Below are 17,776 nucleotides of genomic sequence, written 5' to 3'. Positions count from 1 at the left end.
CCGGATAAGCGTCAGCGCCATCCGGCCTAAAAAAGATGTGCCAGCGACGTAGGCCGGATAAGGCAGTTATGCCGCATCCGGCAACGACTCTTACCCCAAATCCGCCATCAGCACTTTTGACCGCCGCTGATAGTTGTACATCTCTTTCTTGCTTTCCGGCAGCAGGTCGATATCCACCGGCGTGAAGCCGCGTTCCTGGAACCAGTGGATGCTGCGTGTGGTTAACACAAACAGCTTGCTCAACCCCATTTGCCGGGCCTGCGCGGCGATTCGTTCCAGCAACACTTCCCCGCGTGACGAGCTACGGTAGTCCGGATGCACTGCTACACACGCCATTTCGCCAATTCTCTCTTCCGGGAAAGGGTACAGAGCGGCACAGGCGATGGTCAGGTTATCACGCTGAATAATGGTGAATTTGTCGATCTCCATTTCCAACTGCTCGCGCGAGCGGCGCACCAGAATACCTTGCTGCTCCAGCGGGCGGATAAGCTCCAGAATCCCGCCGATATCGTTAATGGTAGCGCGACGGATCTGCTCGGCGCTTTCCATTACGATCTGCGTACCGATCCCGTCGCGGGAGAACAGTTCCTGCAGCAATGCACCATCTTCCTGATAGCTGATCAGATGGCAACGGCGTACGCCACTGCGACAGGCCTTCACTGCCCCACGCAGGAAGCGCACCGTGCCGGAGCTGTAATCGCCTTTCTCTTCCTGCAACTCAACGCGAGCCTGAGCTTCGTTAGGAAACAGCTCGGAAATAATATCGCCGTCATCGTTGGTGACACCCTGAGAGGAGCAAAAGCCGATCATTTTCTCGGCCTTCAGTTTGATAGCCAACTGCGTGGCGACCTCTTCTGACGTCAGGTTAAAGCTCTCACCGGTGACGGAAACGGCGACCGGGCCCATCAGCACAATTGCGCCGCTGTCTAACTGGCGGTGAATGGCATCTTCATCAATACGACGAATACGCCCGCTATGGCAGTAATCTACGCCGTCATCAACGCCCAGAGGCTGAGAGATAATAAAATTACCGCTGACCACATTGATGTGAGCACCCTGTAATGGCGTATTATTCAGGCTCATCGACAGGCGGGCGGTAATATCAAGCTGAAGTAAACCCGCAGCCTGTTTGACCAGCTCCAGCGTTTTAGCGTCGGTAACGCGCGTATTTTTGTGGTACACCGGCTCATGATGATGCGCCGCAAGATTGGCATCAATCTGCGGTCGTGCGCCATAGACCACGACCAGGCGGATGCCGAGGCTATGAAGAAGACCAATGTCATTGACGATACTGGAAAAGTTTTCATGCTCGATGGCTTCGCCGCCCAGCATAATGACAAACGTTTTTCCCCGATGGGTATTGATATAGGGAACAGAATGGCGGAATCCCTGTACCAGTTCGGTTCTACGCTCCTTCACCACGGTACACCCTCATTGCATGATTATTCGTAATTTGTGTATTTTTATTCTGTTTTGGCGCTGTGCGCAAGCGTAATTTTTACCCATGCCGAAGATTTTTCTCAGTAATGCCGTGAATATAAAAAGAATGTTTACCCTTTTATAGATGACAGATTATGCGTCATTCGCTAAAGTTTCCGGTCAATTCGGACGTTTTACGTATTACCTCTTAAAAAGATTTCTTTTGCTCGGGAGAAGCATGTCGGGATCCAATTCAGCAATCAGTCGCCGCCGTTTATTGAAAGGTGCGGGTGCTATGTGGCTTTTGAGCGTCAGCCAGGTGGGTCTGGCGGCCGTGAGTCAGGTCGTTGCCGTACGTATCTGGCCTGCGTCCAGCTACACTCGCGTCACGGTAGAATCTAACCGTCTGCTGAAATACAAACAGTTTGCCCTGAGTAATCCTGAGCGTGTGGTTGTGGATATTGAAGACGTTAATTTGAACTCGGTGCTCAAGGGCATTGGGACGCAGATTCGTCCTGACGATCCGTATATTAAGTCGGCGCGCGTTGGCCAGTTTGATCCAAAGACCGTGCGGATGGTGTTCGAGCTGAAACAGAATGTGAAGCCGCAACTTTTTGCTCTGGCTCCGGTGGCAGGCTTTAAAGAACGTCTGGTGATGGATCTCTATCCCGCGAATGCCCAGGACGTTCAGGATCCGCTGCTGGCATTGCTGGAAGATTACAACAAGGGCGATCTGGATAAACAGGTGCCACCTGCACAAAGTGGCCCGCAGCCGGGTAAAGCGGGGCGCGATCGTCCCATTGTCATTATGCTCGATCCAGGCCACGGCGGAGAAGACTCCGGTGCGGTGGGGAAATACAAGACGCGTGAAAAGGATGTGGTGCTGCAGATTGCCCGCCGCCTGCGAGCCCTCATAGAGAAAGAGGGCAACATGAAGGTCTTTATGACACGAAATGAAGATATCTTCATTCCGCTTAAAGTCCGCGTGGCGAAAGCGCAGAAGCAGCGTGCTGACCTGTTTGTCTCTATTCACGCCGATGCCTTTACCAGTCGACAACCCAGCGGTTCGTCGGTGTTTGCGCTCTCGACCAAAGGTGCGACAAGTACCGCCGCGAAATATCTGGCGCAGACCCAGAACGCCTCGGATCTCATTGGTGGCGTCAGTAAGAGCGGTGACCGCTATGTCGACCACACCATGTTCGACATGGTGCAGTCGCTGACCATCGCCGACAGTCTGAAGTTTGGTAAAGCGGTATTGAGTAAGCTTGGCAAAATCAACAATCTGCACAAGAACCAGGTTGAACAGGCCGGGTTTGCGGTACTAAAAGCGCCGGATATCCCGTCTATTCTGGTCGAAACGGCATTTATCAGTAACGTTGAGGAAGAGCGCAAACTCAAAACGGCGACCTTCCAGCAGGAAGTTGCAGAGTCGATTCTGGCAGGGATTAAAGCCTACTTTGCCGATGGGGCTACGCTGGCGAGAAGGGGATAACAAAAAAGCGCTGAAAAGCGCTTTTTTTATGGGCGACAGAAACAAAAAAACACCCGTTAAGGTGTTTAATGTGTTGGTTGCGGGGGCCGGATTTGAACCGACGACCTTCGGGTTATGAGCCCGACGAGCTACCAGGCTGCTCCACCCCGCGTCACCGTACTGCTTATATTTTATCAAATTTGATTGGTTGCGGGGGCCCGATTTGAACCGACGACCTTCGGGTTATGAGCCCGACGAGCTACCAGGCTGCTCCACCCCGCGTCACCGTACTGCTTATATTTTATCAAATTTGATTGGTTGCGGGGGCCAGATTTGAACTGACGACCTTCGGGTTATGAGCCCGACGAGCTACCAGGCTGCTCCACCCCGCGTCCGTCTTTTTGCTTCGTATTTCAAACCACATCAGCGTTGGCTTTCCTCGTTCACCTCAGTCACTTACTGGAGTAAGCTCCTAAGGATTCACTGCGTCTCCGCCTTGCTGTGATTCGAACTACTTTGCAAAAATATTACATCAAATTTTAATTGGTTGCGGGGGCCAGATTTGAACTGACGACCTTCGGGTTATGAGCCCGACGAGCTACCAGGCTGCTCCACCCCGCGTCCGTGGATGCGCACTATACTCTGCTCGCATTTTCATGCAACCCTTTTTTCACCTTGATCACGTTTTTAGGGTGAAAATGAACAAAAACAACGCATTCTGGATTATTTTTTGCTCAAAATTTGCGTTCGGGTATGTATACGCATTTCATTAGGTTCGGGGGTTTGTTATCTTCGTCTCGCATTCAGGCAACATAAGACGAGAACAATGAAAGGACGTTGGGCAAAATATCTTCTGGCGGGAGCTGTAGTCGCGATGCTCGCCGCGTGTTCCTCAAAACCCACCGATCGTGGGCAGCAGTATAAAGACGGGAAATTTACCCAGCCTTTCTCACTGGTGAACCAGCCTGATGCGGTTGGCGCGCCAATCAATGCCGGTGATTTCGCCGAGCAGGTTAATCAAATTCGCAGCGCTTCGCCACGTTTGTACGGCAACCAGAGCGACGTCTACAACGCTATCCAGCAATGGTTACGTGCGGGCGGTGATACGCGCAGTATGCGCCAGTTTGGTATTGATGCCTGGCAAATGGAAGGGGCGGACAACTACGGTAACGTCCAGTTTACCGGTTACTACACACCGGTTATCCAGGCGCGCCATACGCGCCAGGGCGAGTTTCAGTATCCTATCTATCGCATGCCGCCAAAACGTGGGCGCTTACCCTCTCGTGCCGAGATCTACGCGGGCGCGCTAAGCGACAATTATATTCTGGCATACAGCAACTCCCTGATGGATAACTTCATTATGGATGTTCAGGGCAGTGGTTACATCGATTTTGGCGATGGCAGCCCGCTCAACTTCTTTAGCTATGCCGGGAAAAACGGCCACGCCTATCGCAGTATCGGTAAAGTGCTTATCGACCGTGGCGAAGTGAAAAAAGAAGATATGTCGATGCAGGCTATTCGCCACTGGGGTGAAACACACAGCGAAGCCGAAGTGCGTGAGCTGCTGGAGCAGAACCCATCGTTTGTCTTCTTTAAACCGCAATCTTTTGCTCCGGTGAAAGGGGCCAGCGCGGTGCCGCTGATTGGCCGCGCGTCCGTAGCTTCTGACCGTAGTATCATTCCTGCGGGCACAACGTTACTGGCGGAAGTCCCGTTACTGGACAATAACGGCAAGTTTACCGGCCAGTACGAACTGCGCCTGATGGTGGCGTTAGATGTGGGTGGGGCTATTAAAGGGCAACACTTCGACATCTATCAGGGTATTGGCGCTGACGCCGGACACCGTGCCGGGTGGTATAATCACTACGGTCGCGTATGGGTACTAAAAACAGCGCCGGGTGCGGGTAACGTGTTCAGCGGTTAATTGCCGGATGGCGCTTCGCTTATCAAGCCTACATTATTGAGTAGGCCTGATAAGGCGTAGCCGGCATAAGGCAGTAAGACTGCTCGGTATTAATGAATTTGAGGTTCTATGTCTGTGGTTATTAGCGATGCCTGGCGCCAACGTTTTGGCGGTACGGCACGTCTGTATGGCGAAAATGCGTTGCAGCTGTTTGCCCAATCGCACGTTTGCGTGGTTGGGATTGGCGGAGTAGGGTCATGGGCGGCGGAAGCGCTGGCGCGAACCGGTATTGGCGCTATCACACTCATCGATATGGATGATGTGTGCGTCACCAATACAAACCGCCAGATCCATGCGCTGCGTGATAACGTCGGTCTGGCAAAAGCTGAAGTGATGGCGGAGCGTATCCGACAGATTAACCCGGAGTGCCGGGTGAACGTGGTCGATGATTTTGTTACGCCAGATAACGTTGCTGAATATATGAATGCGGGATTTTCGTACGTTATCGATGCGATTGATAGCGTGCGCCCAAAAGCGGCACTGATTGCGTACTGTCGGCGTAACAAAATTCCGCTGGTGACCACCGGTGGTGCGGGCGGACAGATCGATCCTACGCAGATTCAGGTCGTTGATTTGGCAAAAACCATCCAGGATCCGCTGGCGGCCAAGCTACGTGAGCGGCTGAAAAGCGATTTTGGCGTGGTGAAAAACAGCAAAGGCAAGCTGGGCGTGGACTGCGTGTTCTCGACCGAAGCGCTGGTTTACCCGCAGGCGGATGGCTCGGTATGTGCGATGAAAGCGACGGCGGAAGGGCCGAAGCGTATGGATTGCGCGTCCGGGTTTGGCGCGGCCACCATGGTGACAGCCACCTTTGGCTTTGTTGCTGTCTCCCATGCGCTGAAGAAGATGATGGCGAAGGCCGCGCGTCAGGCCTGATTGTGTCGGATGTCGCTACGCTTATCCGACCTACAGTTCGTGCAGTGTTGTAGGCCGGATAAGACGTATCAGCGTCGTCATCCAGCTTTCTGGGCCGCCTCGAGAATCGCCTCGTTCAGAGCATGTAGTCCCTGGCTACGCGAGGCGCTGAGCTGCGCGCGTAAACCCAGTTCATCAAATAACGCCATCGGAGAACGCGCCAGTAACTCGGCTGCCGTTTTACCTTCGACCGCGGTGAGTAATACCGCCAACAGTCCACGTACTATTCGACCTTCGCTGTCGCCGAAGAAATGCAGAGTGCCATTCTCATGAAGAGTATGCCCCAGCCAGACTCGGTTTTCGCAGCCCGCAATTTCTTTGGCCTGTGCCTTTAGCGCATCCGGGAGCGCCGGCAACTGCTTACCCAGCAGAATCAGCTGGCGATATTTATCTTCCCACTGAGTAAGCGGGATAAAGGTATTGCGTAACGTCTCTTCGGTTACGGTTGTGCCAAACGGGTGTCCAGCGAACTGAGGGCTTGTCATTAATCCACCAATATTTCCAGCGCGCGGTCGACGGCTGCGACCAACGCATCCACATCGCTTTGGGTATTATAAGGGGCAAATGAGGCGCGTAGTGTTCCGGATACGCCAAGTTCCGCCAGCAGCGGTTGTGCGCAGTGTTGCCCCGCGCGCAGCGCAATGCCATATTCGGCCAATAGAGTGACCATATCGCTGTGATGAACACCCGTGAAATCAAAGGCTAACAGACTGGAGTCCTGGCAGCGGAAGGAACGAAAGCCAGGGCGTTTCGCCAAGGCATCTTCTGCCAGCGTCGCCAGACCCCGGCTCCAGTTTTCGGCCTGCCCAACGTCGACGTCCGCCAGCCATTCGAGCGCCCCGCTTAGCCCGATAACGCCTGCAACGTTAGGCGTACCGGCTTCCAGCTTCCATGGTGCGGGCTGAGTGGTGAAACCGTCAAAACTGACTTCGCTAATCATCTTACCGCCCCCAAGCCAGGGAGACATGGCTTCCAGCAGTTCCGGCTTACCGTACAGCACGCCAATACCGGTGGGGCCATATAGCTTGTGGCCTGAAAACGCATAGAAATCAATATCCAACTGCTGTACATCGGCAGGGTAATGCACAATCCCCTGGGCACCATCAACCATCACCACCATGCCAGCCGCATGGGCGAGCGTAATGGCGCGGGCCAGATCCGGGCAGCCACCGGTGACGTTCGACATTTGCCCGAGCGCCAGAATGCGGCTGTGCGGGGTAATGAGCTGCGTGAGGCGCTCAACGTCTGGCAATAAATGGGGGGTGAGTGGGAGTTTGACGACCTTAGCCCCCGTTTGCTCCGCGACCATCAGCCAGGGAACGAGGTTGGCGTGATGTTCCGCTGCGCTAACGATAATCTCATCACCCGGTTGAAGGCGTGGACGCGCATAGCTTTGGGCAACCATGTTGATCGCTTCCGTTGTGCCGCGGGTCCAGACGATGGTTTTGTCATCCGACGCATTAATCAGGTGTGCGACTTTTTCCCGCGCGGCTTCATAGCGTGCGGTCAGGCGCTGGGCTTCAGCAAACTGGCTGCGATGGACGTTCCCGGCACTCAGGCTATAAAACTGATGGGTAGCCTCAATGACCGCCTGTGGCTTCAGCGCCGTAGCAGCACTGTCGAGATAGACGCCAGCATCGTTGAGTGCGGGAAATTGTGCGCGAAACTGCGCGGGGTTAAAAGCGTTCATGGTATTCCTCAGTTCAGTAAACCGATCGTGGCGCAAAAAGGGCATTGATACAAGGGTTGTGCTAACCATCGGAATACTCTGGATATCCTGGCAAAGCCCGTTCAGTGTCTTATGCTAAATAGCGTTAGGCGAACAATTTTGCCTGTTACGGAGTATGTTTTTAATAGCATAAATCGCTTTAAGGAGAAGAAGATGAAAAAGACTGCCGCCATTATTTCTGCCTGTATGCTGACTTTTGCCCTGAGCGCCTGTTCTGGTTCGAATTACGTGATGCACACCAATGATGGTCGATCAATCGTAGCTGATGGTAAACCACAGACCGATAATGAGACGGGGATGATTTCGTATAAAGACGCTAACGGCAACAAACAGCAGATTAACCGCACTGACGTGAAAGAGATGGTAGAACTGGAGCAATAATAGCCGGTCGGCCATCGACGAAACGTGGACAAAAAAAAGCACCGCAATTTGGCGGTGCTACATTAATCACTATGGACAGACAGGGTAAATGTACAGGAAGTGAAAAAGGGTAGCTTTGCTACCATGGTCTGAATCGCAGACCAATTGCAAACACAACAACACAACATCACAACCGTAAGCCAAAAGCCCACCAGAACACGCATTCCGATAAAACTTTTCGTTCCGGCTTCAGGAAGTGCCGCCACTATAGGTATTTGCTGGTAGAACCTCAACGGACAATTTATAATGGCTCAGATAAAAAAAACTAATAGGTTACAGCCTGTTAGCTAATTGTTAAATTCATTTAACATCAAAGCCTAAAAGTCATGTCAAAACGATTACCACCCTTAAATGCGTTACGTGTTTTTGATGCTGCAGCGCGTCATTTAAGCTTTACTCGCGCAGCAGAAGAGCTTTTTGTGACGCAGGCCGCAGTAAGTCACCAAATCAAGTCACTTGAGGATTTTTTGGGGCTAAAACTGTTTCGTCGACGCAATCGATCTTTGCTGTTAACGGAAGAAGGTCAAAGCTACTTTCTCGACATTAAAGAGATTTTTTCGCAATTAACCGACGCGACGCGTAAACTTCAGGCACGTAGTGCAAAAGGTGCGCTTACCGTTAGTTTATTGCCCAGTTTTGCGATCCAATGGCTGGTGCCCAGACTCTCTAGCTTTAACTCAGCTTATCCGGGAATCGATGTCAGGATCCAGGCGGTGGACCGTCAGGAAGACAAACTGGCTGATGATGTTGATGTGGCGATTTTCTACGGACGCGGCAACTGGCCGGGTCTGCGCGTTGAAAAATTGTACGCAGAATATTTATTGCCGGTCTGCTCTCCGCTGTTGCTTACCGGTGATAAACCGCTAAAGACACCGGACGACCTGGCAAAACACACTTTATTGCATGATGCGTCGCGACGAGACTGGCAAGCCTATACGCGCCAGCTTGGCCTGAATCATATCAACGTGCAGCAGGGACCTATCTTCAGCCATAGCGCCATGGTGCTACAGGCTGCAATCCATGGACAGGGGATCGCGCTGGCTAACAACGTCATGGCGCAGTCCGAAATTGAAGCCGGACGACTGGTCTGTCCGTTTAACGATGTTCTGGTCAGCAAAAACGCATTTTATCTGGTTTGTCATGACAGTCAGGCAGAACTGGGTAAAATAGCCGCCTTCCGTCAGTGGATTCTGGCGAAAGCGGCCACGGAACAAGAAAAATTCCGCTTTCGTTATGAACAATAATTTACGTAGGGTATTCAAATGACCAGCCGTTTTATGCTGATTTTTGCCGCCGTAAGTGGCTTTATCTTTGTGGCGTTGGGCGCCTTTGGGGCACATGTTCTGAGCAAAACCCTCGGTGTTGTTGAAATGGGGTGGATTCAGACCGGCCTTGAGTATCAGGCGTTTCATACGCTGGCTATCTTTGGCCTGGCCGTCGCCATGCAACGGCGCATTAGTATTTGGTTTTACTGGAGTAGCGTGTTTCTGGCATTAGGTACAGTGCTGTTTAGCGGCAGCCTGTATTGTCTCGCGCTCTCTCATTTACGCCTGTGGGCGTTTGTTACCCCTGTCGGCGGCTTCAGCTTCCTCGTAGGCTGGGCGCTGATGTTAGTGGGCGCTATTCGATTGAAACGTAAGGGCGTTAGCCATGAATAAGGTTGTATTGTTGTGTCGCCCAGGTTTTGAAAAAGAGTGCGCCGCAGAAATTACGGATAAAGCAGGACGCCGGGAAATCTTCGGTTTTGCCCGCGTGAAAGACAATGCGGGTTACGTCATCTTCGAATGCTATCAGCAGGACGATGCTGAAAAGTTAGTGAAAGAGCTGCCGTTTAGTTCGCTGATTTTTGCTCGTCAAATGTTTGTGGTGGGCGAGCTGCTGCAATACTTACCGCCGGAAGATCGTATTACACCGATCGTTGGCATGTTGCAGGGCGTGGTGGAAAAGGGTGGCGATCTGCGAGTAGAAGTTGCCGACACCAATGAAAGCAAAGAGCTGGTTAAATTTTGCCGTAAATTTACCGTACCGTTGCGTGCAGCGCTGCGCGAAGCGGGCGTACTGGCAAAGTATGAAACGCCAAAGCGTCCGGTGGTTCACGTCTTCTTTATCGCCCCTGGCTGTTGTTATACCGGTTATTCCTGGCCTGACAATAACTCACCGTTTTACATGGGGATTCCGCGTCTGAAGTTTCCAGCCGATGCGCCGAGCCGTTCAACGCTCAAGCTGGAAGAAGCGCTGCACGTGTTTATCCCTGCCGATGAATGGGATGAGCGTCTGGCGAACGGAATGTATGCGGTGGATTTAGGCGCCTGCCCTGGCGGATGGACCTATCAACTGGTTAAACGCAATATGTGGGTTTACTCCGTGGATAACGGTCCGATGGCGCAAAGCCTGATGGATACCGGGCAGGTCACCTGGCTACGTGAAGACGGATTTAAGTACCGTCCGAATCGCAACAACATTTCGTGGATGGTCTGTGACATGGTGGAGAAGCCGGCGAAGGTTGCCGCGCTGATGGCACAATGGCTGGTCAACGGCTGGTGTCGTGAGACGATCTTCAACCTCAAGCTGCCGATGAAAAAACGCTACGAAGAGGTATCACAGAACCTGGCTTACATTCAGGCCCAGCTTGATGAACATGGTGTAAATGCCCAGATTCAGGCGCGTCAGCTGTATCATGACCGTGAAGAAGTAACCGTTCACGTACGTCGTCTGTGGGCTGCCGTCGGCGGTCGTCGCGACGAGCGATAAGGCTACAACCCAGGCCGGATGGCGGCGTAATTGCCCTATTCGGCCTGGATTGCTTCAATCAGCTGTGTATCTGAAACAATATGCGTCACATCATCCAGATGCCCAATTCTGGCCTCTCCCGAACGATTAAATTTACTTTTATCGATCAGTAATAAAGACTGCGATGCACGCTTAAGCAGAATGGATTTGAAGTCTGCGTTGGTTGCATTTGAGTCCCAGAGCGCACCGTCGCTGTCGATCCCTTCGCAGGAAAAAATAAACAGGTCAATCTCGAGTGGTTTTAGCTGCGAGATAAGCGAGGGATTAACGTAGCAACCGTATTTGCGCTCAAGGCGACCGCCGGAGCTGATAAGCTGAATGTGTTCACGTTTAGCCAATTCCTGGCAGATGGGCTGGCTGTTGGTAAAAACGTGAATGTTGATGTCCGGTAACTGTCGCGCAAGATACCAGCAGGTAGAGCTGGCGTCTAAGGCAATCACCATACCTTCTTCGATCCATGCCAACGCTTCACGGGCGATATCCGCTTTGTGTGCATAGTGGCTTTTGAGTCGAATATGAAATGGGTCACCGCTGTCCTGATTTTCCCGGTGAATAACTTTGGCCCGACCGTGGTTGCGTAACACTTTTCCCTGGGTCTGTAACTCGCTGAGATCGCGGCGGATGGTCTCTTTGCTGACGTTAAGCTGCAAAGCCAGGGCTTCGGTTGTCAGGCTTTTGTGGTTAGTAAGCAGATCTACGATTGCCTGCTGGCGCGCCGCTTTCATGTTCTGATCCTCATCTAATGATGAATGCCCGTACCTGACGGGCATTCTGACCAGAGATTACGGCGTTACCCCTTTTTTTAAAAGAATATTCCCGTACTTTGCCCGCTCTCCTGTGATAACGATCGCAAACGCCTTTTGTGCTCGTTCGTAAAAGGCATAGCGGTCAATACGCGTGATGTCCGGGCAGGGGGTCTGTAATGAAAGCGCCTGACGATAGCGAGTCTCAACGTCAGGATCGAGAGTGTCACCTTCAACCGCAGCCATCATCACCAGCGGTGGGGCGTAGCTGTCCAGTTCAAATAGCGGAATAAGCGCCTGCAGCAGATCGCTGACCAGCAGACCGTCAGCGCGGATGACCTGCGGCCCCATGCTGTTGGCCGGGAAGTGGGCATCGGAAAAGATAATCTCATCGCCGTGTCCCATTTCGGCCAGCACTTTCAGTAAGTCGGGGGAAATTAAGGGAGATATCGTTTTAAGCATGTTACTCGACTCCTGTGAGTTCGGATTCGGTTTGCGGATAGAAGTAACGGTACTGATAGCGCACCTGTTCGCGCGCCTGCTCCGGGGAGGTAAATTCCCCGATGCCTGACCAGGCAAACATTGCGGCGCCTGCCACGGTGGTTTCGGCATCATCCAGCACTTTGACAGGGATCCCGAGAACGTTCGCTTTGATTTGGTTCCACAAGATGTTGCGGCTGCCCCCGCCAACTAATAGCAGTTCAGTGGCCTGGAAATGGCCGATTTTTTCCAGCGTTTGCAGATTTCGCTGCAGCTGTTCTGTCAGTCCTTCCAGCGCGGCGCGATAAAAGTGTCCACGGGTAGTATTGAGGGTAACCCCTTGCCAGCCCGCATTCTGACAGGCCAGCAGGTCGCAGTGCATCTTCACCCCTTCGGCACCAGCGGGAATATCCCGAGCTTCATCAATCAACGTTTGCCAGGGCGTGTCCGCGGTCCATAACAGCTTACGAACCCATTCAAGCACACCGGAGGCCAGCCACTGCATACCGGGATTGTTAAGCCCAGCCTGACTATCCAGCTCACAGGTGGAGCCCGCATAATGACTGAGCAGGGAGGTATTTACCTGCGCACTGCGTACCATCAGAATTTCCCATGTGCCGGAAGAGAGTACCGGTTCATCCTGTTGGGCTCCTGCGCCAAATAGCGCAAACTGTGTGTCGTGTCCGGCAGAGATGACTGGAATACCCTCTGGAAGTCCGAGCTGGCTGGCGGCCTCGCGTTGCAGTACCCCAATTTGTTCGCCTGCTTCAACCAGGCGCGGAAACAGGCGACGCGGTATGCCTGTTGCCTGCAAAATGTCCTGGCTGAAATCACGTTGCTGGATATCCAGCATCTGGCTGGTTCCCGCCATGGTGATGTCAGTTGTGAACTCGCCGGTTAAACGTTGGTTGATAAGCGACGAGATAAACAGCCAGGCGTGCGCCTGTTCCAGTAATTGCGGGTGGTTCTCTTTCAGCCACACCAGTTTGTACAGCGTATTGAAGCTAAACGCCCCAACGCCGGAGATTTCCTGCAGTTGCTGCGGTGACATGTAGCGATGGATATTCTCCATTACCGCTGCGGTACGTGGGCATTTCCAGCTGATCACCGGGTACAGTTGTTTGCCGTTCTTATCCACCAGCGCGCCATCCACGCCGAAGGTGGTGACGGCGATCCCGCGAATTTGGCAGGCGGCCAATTGTGAGGAAAGCCGCTGACAGCAGTCGGCAAAGCGCTGCAGAATGGCCTCCAGCGACCATTGGTGCCAGGCACTGTTTTCTGCGGCGATGTCACTGGCGTTCGGGGTCGCTGCGCGGGCGACAATCTTTCCCTGTCGGTCAACGGCAATGGCCCGTACGTTGGTCGCGCCACAGTCGAGAACCAGAATAACCTCTTGTTTCATAATTGCTCCTGGGAGATTACCTATTGCCGGATGGCGGCTTCGCCTTATCCGGCCTACAAAACCGTGTGCTTCATAGGCCGCGCCGCCATCAGGCAATCGCTCGATGTTTAACGCTTATACAGCGGGCCGTAGTTCTGACAAGCGCGGTAATCCTGACCTTCCGTATCCATACCGTGGGCGGCCCAGGAGGAAGGACGATAAATTTTCTCGTCTTCCACGTTGTGCATGCACACCGGGATACGCAGCATGGCAGCCAGAGTGATAAAGTCCGCACCTACGTGACCAATCGTCAGCACCCCGTGGTTAGCGCCCCAGTTAGCCATGACGGAATAGACGTCGCTGAACGGGCCCTTGCCGGTTAAGCGCGGAGCAAACCAGGTGGTTGGCCATGTGGAGTTGGTACGCGCATCAAGCTGGTCGTGCATATCTTTCGGCAATTCCACGCTCCAGCCTTCCGCGATTTGCAGCACCGGTCCCAACCCTTTGATGATGTTGATACGGCTCATGGTGAACGGCACACCGCCTTCAGTCAGGAAGCGAGATGAGTAACCGCCCCCGCGGAAGTATTCGTGAATAGCCGGGCACCATTCGGTTGCCGCCAGGCATTCATCCGCCTCTTTCTGCGAGATTTCCCAGTGTGGTTTCATGGTCGGTTTACCTTCGCTGTCGCGCTGTTTGCAGGAACCGTCCAGTGCCGCAGAACCGGAGTTAATCAAGTGAATGATGCCGTGCTCAGCAAGGCCGGTCAGCGGTTTACCCGTCACGCGTTCAACCGCCTCTGGCGACCAGTAGGTGCGCACATCGGCAAAGACCTGGGCCGTGCCGGTGAGTTGATGGCCGAACAGCATCGCCACGCCGTTCAGGCTGTCGTTTTCGGTTGCGACAACGAACGGTTCACGAACGCCATTCCAGTCAAAGGAACTGTTGAGCAACGCTTCGGCGGTATCGCCATTTGGGTATTGATCGGTCCAGTGACGCTGGCCCTGGAAGCCTGCGGCGATCGCGTTATAGCCCAGGGATTCTTCGACCAGACCTTTGTCTGCCAGCTTTTTGTTACCCTGCATCATGTCGCGAATGCACATAGCCATCAGCAGGCTTTCTTTCAGCACTGCGCGGCTTTGTTCTGCGTTACGCTTATATTGCTGCGCGTTCTGATCTTCGCCGTAGCGGAAGTTTTTGTCCGCCCACGCCAGCGCCATTTCCAGCTCGGTTTCATCATAGATTTTCTGGTCAATGCGACGACGCAGCTCGGTCATATCAACCGCCTGCACCTTCATACCCAGCCAGGATTCAAAGAAGTTATGGTCGACGATAGAACCGGCGATGCCCATTGATACACCACCGACAGACAGGTAGCTTTTCCCTTTCATACTGGCGACCGCTAAGCCGGCACGGGCAAAGCGCAGCAGTTTTTCTTCAACATCGGCAGGGATAGATGTGTCGTCTGCATCCTGTACGTCATGACCATAGATGGAGAAGGCAGGAAGGCCTTTTTGGCTGTGAGCTGCCAGTGCGGCGGCCAGGTAAACCGCCCCCGGACGTTCCGTGCCGTTGAAGCCCCAGATCGCTTTCGGGCGCATCGGATCCATGTCGATGGTTTCACTGCCGTAGCACCAACATGGGGTAACGGTAATCGTCACGCCAACATTCTGGCTGCTGAATTTTTCTTCACAGGCTGCGGATTCCGCCATGCCGGCGATACAGGTATCGGCAATCACACATTCAATTTGTGCGCCGCAGGCATGACGAAGTTTTTCAGTGATAAGCGCTGCGGTAGCTTTAGCCATATTCATGGTTTGCTCTTCGAGCGACTCACGTACACCCATACGACGTCCGTCAATAACCGGGCGAATACCAATTTTTGGTAAGCTGATTTTTTTCATCACAGATTCCTCACGTTATTCGGATAAATATTCAGTTGGCTGCCGTTTGTGAACGGAAGCGGGCAAAAATAAAGATGATGGCGAAGCAAAGCGCCGGGACCAGTTCAGCGGTCGGGATATTGCCAGCGGCATCGCTGACAAAGCCCATCACCGGGGTCACAATGCCGCCGCCAATGATGGTCATGACGATAAAAGACGAGCCGTATTTGGTGTCTTGTCCCAGATTTTTGATCCCCAGAGAAAAAATGGTTGGGTACTGAATCGACATAAATGCGCTGCACAACGTCAGGGCCAGCAGGCCGATCTGGCCACCGGTGAAGGCGGAAATCAGGCACAGAATCATGGCAAGCAGGGCATATGCGGCCAGCACTTTATGCGGCGCAAAGCGACTGATAAGCCAGGTGCCGGAGAAACGACCGATAAAGAAGCACACCATGGTGCCGGTCAGGTAGTTGGCGGCGAAACCTGGCGTCATGCCTGGGATCTCTTCGATTGCGTAGCGAATCAGGTAGCTCCAGCAGGCAGTTTGTGCACCGACGTAGCAGAACTGCGCCAGTACCGCCCAACGCCAGTGGCGAATGCGCACCAGGCGGGAAAGGGACGCGGAGAATGAACTCTGAGCGTTGTCACTGTGATCGTCACTTTGCAGGGTCGGAAACTTGGTAAACATGATCAGCAGGGCGACCAGCAAAACGACCGCAACGATGATCATATAAGGGGTTTGAACCGATAACACCAGGCTGTGCTTGTAGGCGCTTAGCTGTTCTGGCGCCATCTTATCGAGTACGTCTTGAGATTGATGTGGCACATTAGACAAAATAAGACTTTGCCCAAAAACAACCGCAATAATGGCACCAAATGAGTTAAAAGTTTGCGCGAGATTTAATCGGAAGTGACCGCCGCTTTCCGGGCCCAGTACGGTTACAAAGGGGTTGGCAGCCGTTTCAAGACAACCTAATCCCGCCGCAATAATAAATAGGCCAATCAGGAATAAGGTGTAATTCATTACCTCAGCCGCTGGCCAGAATAATGCTGCACCGATGGCATATAAGAATAATCCGGTAATAATGCCTGCTTTATAACTTAGTTTTTTCATCAGGATCCCGGCTGGGATTGGAATGACGAAATAACCAAAATAAAAAGCAGATTGAATCAGACCAGCCTGAAAGTTTGTTAATGTAAAAGCTTGCTGAAATTGTGGTAATAAAATGTCATTAAGATTATTGGCAACCGCCCAAAGAAAAAACAGTGAACAGAGTAACGCGAAGGGAATGACATAATTTTTTGTCTGCCCCCGCTCTACCGCATGAAAACTTTGTGTTTGTATTGATGTGTTTCCCATAGCATCCTCATCAGTTCATAAGCATGTTCAACAGCTTAAGAGTACGATTGGTGATTTTCACCAACCTGCTAATCCAGGTGAGTTCCGGTAACCTGCCAGATAAAATTGGCCTTCATGAATGAACTCATGAATTCATTTTCAAATAAAAACCGGCCATTAATATGATGGTGGTCACATTTATGCTCAGGGTGTGGGTTTATGTGATTATCATCACTTTAATTTCTTTAAAACAATGACCGTTTGAGAAAAATAAATTAAAAAGCCACAGGGATAATGCCCGAATTAATTAGTTAAGTGGAAAACGGGCAATGATAACAATTTATTCGCAAATGACCGTTTTACAATGGTTTTATTAAGAACGGACATTTTGGAATTGTAATATTATGCCTGCATGTTTTTATTCAGCGTTATTAGTTGATGAACATCACAAAATCCAGTGCTAAAAATTCCCTTCTCTTTATTCAGCATGATGATAGTTAGCAAATACCCGCTTAAATCAACAGAGCGTCGAGGTATTAGCAATGTTCTGTTGTCGCATTTTGACTCACTGAGAGAGGTAAGTAATGGAACGAAATACGCTGGCACGGCAGATTATCAATACCTGCCTGGAAATGACCCGTCTGGGGTTGAATCAGGGGACTGCGGGTAATGTAAGTGTGCGTTACCAGGACGGGATGTTAATTACCCCGACGGGTATTCCGTATGACAAACTCACCGAATCCCACATTGTGTACATCAACGCTGAGGGGCAGCACGAAGAAGGGAAATTACCTTCCAGCGAGTGGCGGTTCCATATGGCCGCTTATCAGACGCGTCCCGATGCTCAGGCGGTGGTCCATAATCATGCCGTGCATTGTACTGCTGTTTCTATTCTCAATCGGCCAATCCCGGCAATCCATTACATGATTGCGGCGGCTGGCGGTAACTCAATTCCCTGTGCGCCATATGCGACGTTTGGTACGCGTGAGCTTTCCAAGCACGTTGCGGTAGCGCTGAAAAACCGAAAAGCAACGCTGTTGCAGCATCATGGGCTGATCGCCTGCGAGGAAAATCTGGAAAAAGCCCTGTGGTTAGCGCATGAAGTGGAAGTGCTGGCGCAGCTTTATCTCAGCACGCTGGCGATTACCGATCCGGTTCCGGTACTGGACGATGAGGCTATCGCTATTGTGCTGGAAAAATTCAAAACATATGGATTGCGTATTGAGGAATAGGAGATAAA

Annotated in this window: 16 protein-coding genes and 4 tRNA genes; 8 read left to right on the top strand and 12 right to left on the bottom strand. The window is 52.3% G+C overall.

All coding sequences use genetic code 11. The features are described 5' to 3' along the window. Positions 1 to 90: 90 nt before the first annotated feature. Entirely contained in the window at positions 91 to 1,422 is a 1,332-nt protein-coding gene (gene argA, locus SK38_RS17795; protein WP_008785703.1) for an amino-acid N-acetyltransferase, read from the bottom strand. A 235-nt stretch (positions 1,423 to 1,657) separates the two neighbouring features. On the opposite strand from argA, the gene amiC reads away from it, so the two are divergent. Next, positions 1,658 to 2,911, top strand: coding sequence for an N-acetylmuramoyl-L-alanine amidase AmiC (gene amiC / locus SK38_RS17790; protein WP_048215635.1), 1,254 nt, complete (start codon positions 1,658 to 1,660; stop codon positions 2,909 to 2,911). A 74-nt stretch (positions 2,912 to 2,985) separates the two neighbouring features. On the opposite strand, the gene SK38_RS17785 is transcribed toward amiC, so the two are convergent. From SK38_RS17785 to SK38_RS17770, 4 genes are all read right to left on the bottom strand, one after another. Continuing rightward, a tRNA-Met gene (locus tag SK38_RS17785) sits at positions 2,986 to 3,062 on the bottom strand. Positions 3,063 to 3,095: 33 nt separating this feature from the next. After that, positions 3,096 to 3,172: transfer RNA gene (locus SK38_RS17780), tRNA-Met, on the bottom strand. A 33-nt stretch (positions 3,173 to 3,205) separates the two neighbouring features. Beyond that, positions 3,206 to 3,282: transfer RNA gene (locus SK38_RS17775), tRNA-Met, on the bottom strand. Positions 3,283 to 3,434: 152 nt separating this feature from the next. Next, a tRNA-Met gene (locus SK38_RS17770) sits at positions 3,435 to 3,511 on the bottom strand. A gap of 205 nt (positions 3,512 to 3,716) precedes the next feature. Between SK38_RS17770 and mltA the strand changes: the two genes are divergently transcribed. Both mltA and tcdA read left to right on the top strand, forming a co-directional pair. Beyond that, entirely contained in the window at positions 3,717 to 4,814 is a 1,098-nt protein-coding gene (gene mltA, locus SK38_RS17765) for a murein transglycosylase A (protein ID WP_008785702.1), read from the top strand. Positions 4,815 to 4,922: 108 nt separating this feature from the next. Then, a complete protein-coding gene (tcdA, locus tag SK38_RS17760) occupies positions 4,923 to 5,729 on the top strand; it encodes a tRNA cyclic N6-threonylcarbamoyladenosine(37) synthase TcdA (RefSeq protein ID WP_003825630.1) in 807 nt (268 codons plus the stop codon). A 77-nt stretch (positions 5,730 to 5,806) separates the two neighbouring features. Here the strand turns inward: tcdA and csdE are convergent, their stop codons facing one another. Next, entirely contained in the window at positions 5,807 to 6,253 is a 447-nt protein-coding gene (csdE, locus tag SK38_RS17755; RefSeq protein ID WP_048236692.1) for a cysteine desulfurase sulfur acceptor subunit CsdE, read from the bottom strand. Beyond that, entirely contained in the window at positions 6,253 to 7,458 is a 1,206-nt protein-coding gene (csdA, locus tag SK38_RS17750) for a cysteine desulfurase CsdA (protein ID WP_048236691.1), read from the bottom strand. Before csdA ends, csdE begins: the two co-directional genes overlap by 1 nt. A gap of 192 nt (positions 7,459 to 7,650) precedes the next feature. On the opposite strand from csdA, the gene SK38_RS17745 reads away from it, so the two are divergent. From SK38_RS17745 to rlmM, 4 genes are all read left to right on the top strand, one after another. Then, positions 7,651 to 7,878: a YgdI/YgdR family lipoprotein gene (locus SK38_RS17745; RefSeq protein ID WP_003825635.1), complete on the top strand. Its 228-nt coding sequence runs from the start codon at positions 7,651 to 7,653 to the stop codon at positions 7,876 to 7,878. A gap of 365 nt (positions 7,879 to 8,243) precedes the next feature. Continuing rightward, positions 8,244 to 9,161: a glycine cleavage system transcriptional regulator GcvA gene (gene gcvA, locus SK38_RS17740; RefSeq protein WP_003034035.1), complete on the top strand. Its 918-nt coding sequence runs from the start codon at positions 8,244 to 8,246 to the stop codon at positions 9,159 to 9,161. Between the two features lie 18 nt (positions 9,162 to 9,179). Continuing rightward, positions 9,180 to 9,575, top strand: a complete 396-nt coding sequence (locus SK38_RS17735) for a DUF423 domain-containing protein (RefSeq protein WP_003034037.1) — start codon at positions 9,180 to 9,182, stop codon at positions 9,573 to 9,575. Beyond that, positions 9,568 to 10,668, top strand: a complete 1,101-nt coding sequence (gene rlmM, locus SK38_RS17730) for a 23S rRNA (cytidine(2498)-2'-O)-methyltransferase RlmM (RefSeq protein WP_003034040.1) — start codon at positions 9,568 to 9,570, stop codon at positions 10,666 to 10,668. The genes SK38_RS17735 and rlmM overlap by 8 nt, the downstream gene beginning before the upstream one ends. A gap of 35 nt (positions 10,669 to 10,703) precedes the next feature. On the opposite strand, the gene fucR is transcribed toward rlmM, so the two are convergent. The 5 genes from fucR to fucP all read right to left on the bottom strand — a co-directional run bounded on the left by fucR (position 10,704) and on the right by fucP (position 16,557). Beyond that, positions 10,704 to 11,432: an L-fucose operon activator gene (gene fucR, locus SK38_RS17725; protein ID WP_003825642.1), complete on the bottom strand. Its 729-nt coding sequence runs from the start codon at positions 11,430 to 11,432 to the stop codon at positions 10,704 to 10,706. 57 nt (positions 11,433 to 11,489) lie between these two features. Next, positions 11,490 to 11,912: an L-fucose mutarotase gene (fucU, locus tag SK38_RS17720; RefSeq protein ID WP_048236690.1), complete on the bottom strand. Its 423-nt coding sequence runs from the start codon at positions 11,910 to 11,912 to the stop codon at positions 11,490 to 11,492. Between the two features lies 1 nt (position 11,913). Continuing rightward, a complete protein-coding gene (gene fucK / locus SK38_RS17715) occupies positions 11,914 to 13,332 on the bottom strand; it encodes an L-fuculokinase (protein ID WP_008785697.1) in 1,419 nt (472 codons plus the stop codon). A 107-nt stretch (positions 13,333 to 13,439) separates the two neighbouring features. Further along, a complete protein-coding gene (gene fucI, locus SK38_RS17710; RefSeq protein ID WP_003825648.1) occupies positions 13,440 to 15,215 on the bottom strand; it encodes an L-fucose isomerase in 1,776 nt (591 codons plus the stop codon). A 31-nt stretch (positions 15,216 to 15,246) separates the two neighbouring features. Beyond that, positions 15,247 to 16,557, bottom strand: a complete 1,311-nt coding sequence (fucP, locus tag SK38_RS17705) for an L-fucose:H+ symporter permease (RefSeq protein ID WP_008785696.1) — start codon at positions 16,555 to 16,557, stop codon at positions 15,247 to 15,249. Between the two features lie 563 nt (positions 16,558 to 17,120). On the opposite strand from fucP, the gene fucA reads away from it, so the two are divergent. Continuing rightward, complete coding sequence (fucA, locus tag SK38_RS17700) at positions 17,121 to 17,768, top strand: L-fuculose-phosphate aldolase (RefSeq protein WP_048236689.1); 648 nt, start codon at positions 17,121 to 17,123, stop codon at positions 17,766 to 17,768. Positions 17,769 to 17,776 lie beyond the last annotated feature (8 nt).

The sequence above is a fragment of the Citrobacter sp. MGH110 genome, assembly GCF_001037515.1.
GTDB lineage: Bacteria > Pseudomonadota > Gammaproteobacteria > Enterobacterales > Enterobacteriaceae > Citrobacter > Citrobacter portucalensis.
Note: the sequence above shows the minus strand (reverse complement) of the source record. Positions and strands in the feature narration are given on the sequence as shown.

Excerpts from the sequence above, each read along its gene's own strand:
- amiC (WP_048215635.1), top strand. The coding sequence starts at position 1,658 with ATGTCGGGATCCAATTCAGCAATCAGTCGCCGCCGTTTATTGAAAGGT.
- mltA (WP_008785702.1), top strand. The coding sequence starts at position 3,717 with ATGAAAGGACGTTGGGCAAAATATCTTCTGGCGGGAGCTGTAGTCGCG.
- tcdA (WP_003825630.1), top strand. The coding sequence starts at position 4,923 with ATGTCTGTGGTTATTAGCGATGCCTGGCGCCAACGTTTTGGCGGTACG.
- csdE (WP_048236692.1), bottom strand. The coding sequence starts at position 6,253 with ATGACAAGCCCTCAGTTCGCTGGACACCCGTTTGGCACAACCGTAACC.
- csdA (WP_048236691.1), bottom strand. The coding sequence starts at position 7,458 with ATGAACGCTTTTAACCCCGCGCAGTTTCGCGCACAATTTCCCGCACTC.
- SK38_RS17745 (WP_003825635.1), top strand. The coding sequence starts at position 7,651 with ATGAAAAAGACTGCCGCCATTATTTCTGCCTGTATGCTGACTTTTGCC.
- gcvA (WP_003034035.1), top strand. The coding sequence starts at position 8,244 with ATGTCAAAACGATTACCACCCTTAAATGCGTTACGTGTTTTTGATGCT.
- SK38_RS17735 (WP_003034037.1), top strand. The coding sequence starts at position 9,180 with ATGACCAGCCGTTTTATGCTGATTTTTGCCGCCGTAAGTGGCTTTATC.
- rlmM (WP_003034040.1), top strand. The coding sequence starts at position 9,568 with ATGAATAAGGTTGTATTGTTGTGTCGCCCAGGTTTTGAAAAAGAGTGC.
- fucR (WP_003825642.1), bottom strand. The coding sequence starts at position 11,432 with ATGAAAGCGGCGCGCCAGCAGGCAATCGTAGATCTGCTTACTAACCAC.
- fucU (WP_048236690.1), bottom strand. The coding sequence starts at position 11,912 with ATGCTTAAAACGATATCTCCCTTAATTTCCCCCGACTTACTGAAAGTG.
- fucK (WP_008785697.1), bottom strand. The coding sequence starts at position 13,332 with ATGAAACAAGAGGTTATTCTGGTTCTCGACTGTGGCGCGACCAACGTA.
- fucI (WP_003825648.1), bottom strand. The coding sequence starts at position 15,215 with ATGAAAAAAATCAGCTTACCAAAAATTGGTATTCGCCCGGTTATTGAC.
- fucP (WP_008785696.1), bottom strand. The coding sequence starts at position 16,557 with ATGGGAAACACATCAATACAAACACAAAGTTTTCATGCGGTAGAGCGG.
- fucA (WP_048236689.1), top strand. The coding sequence starts at position 17,121 with ATGGAACGAAATACGCTGGCACGGCAGATTATCAATACCTGCCTGGAA.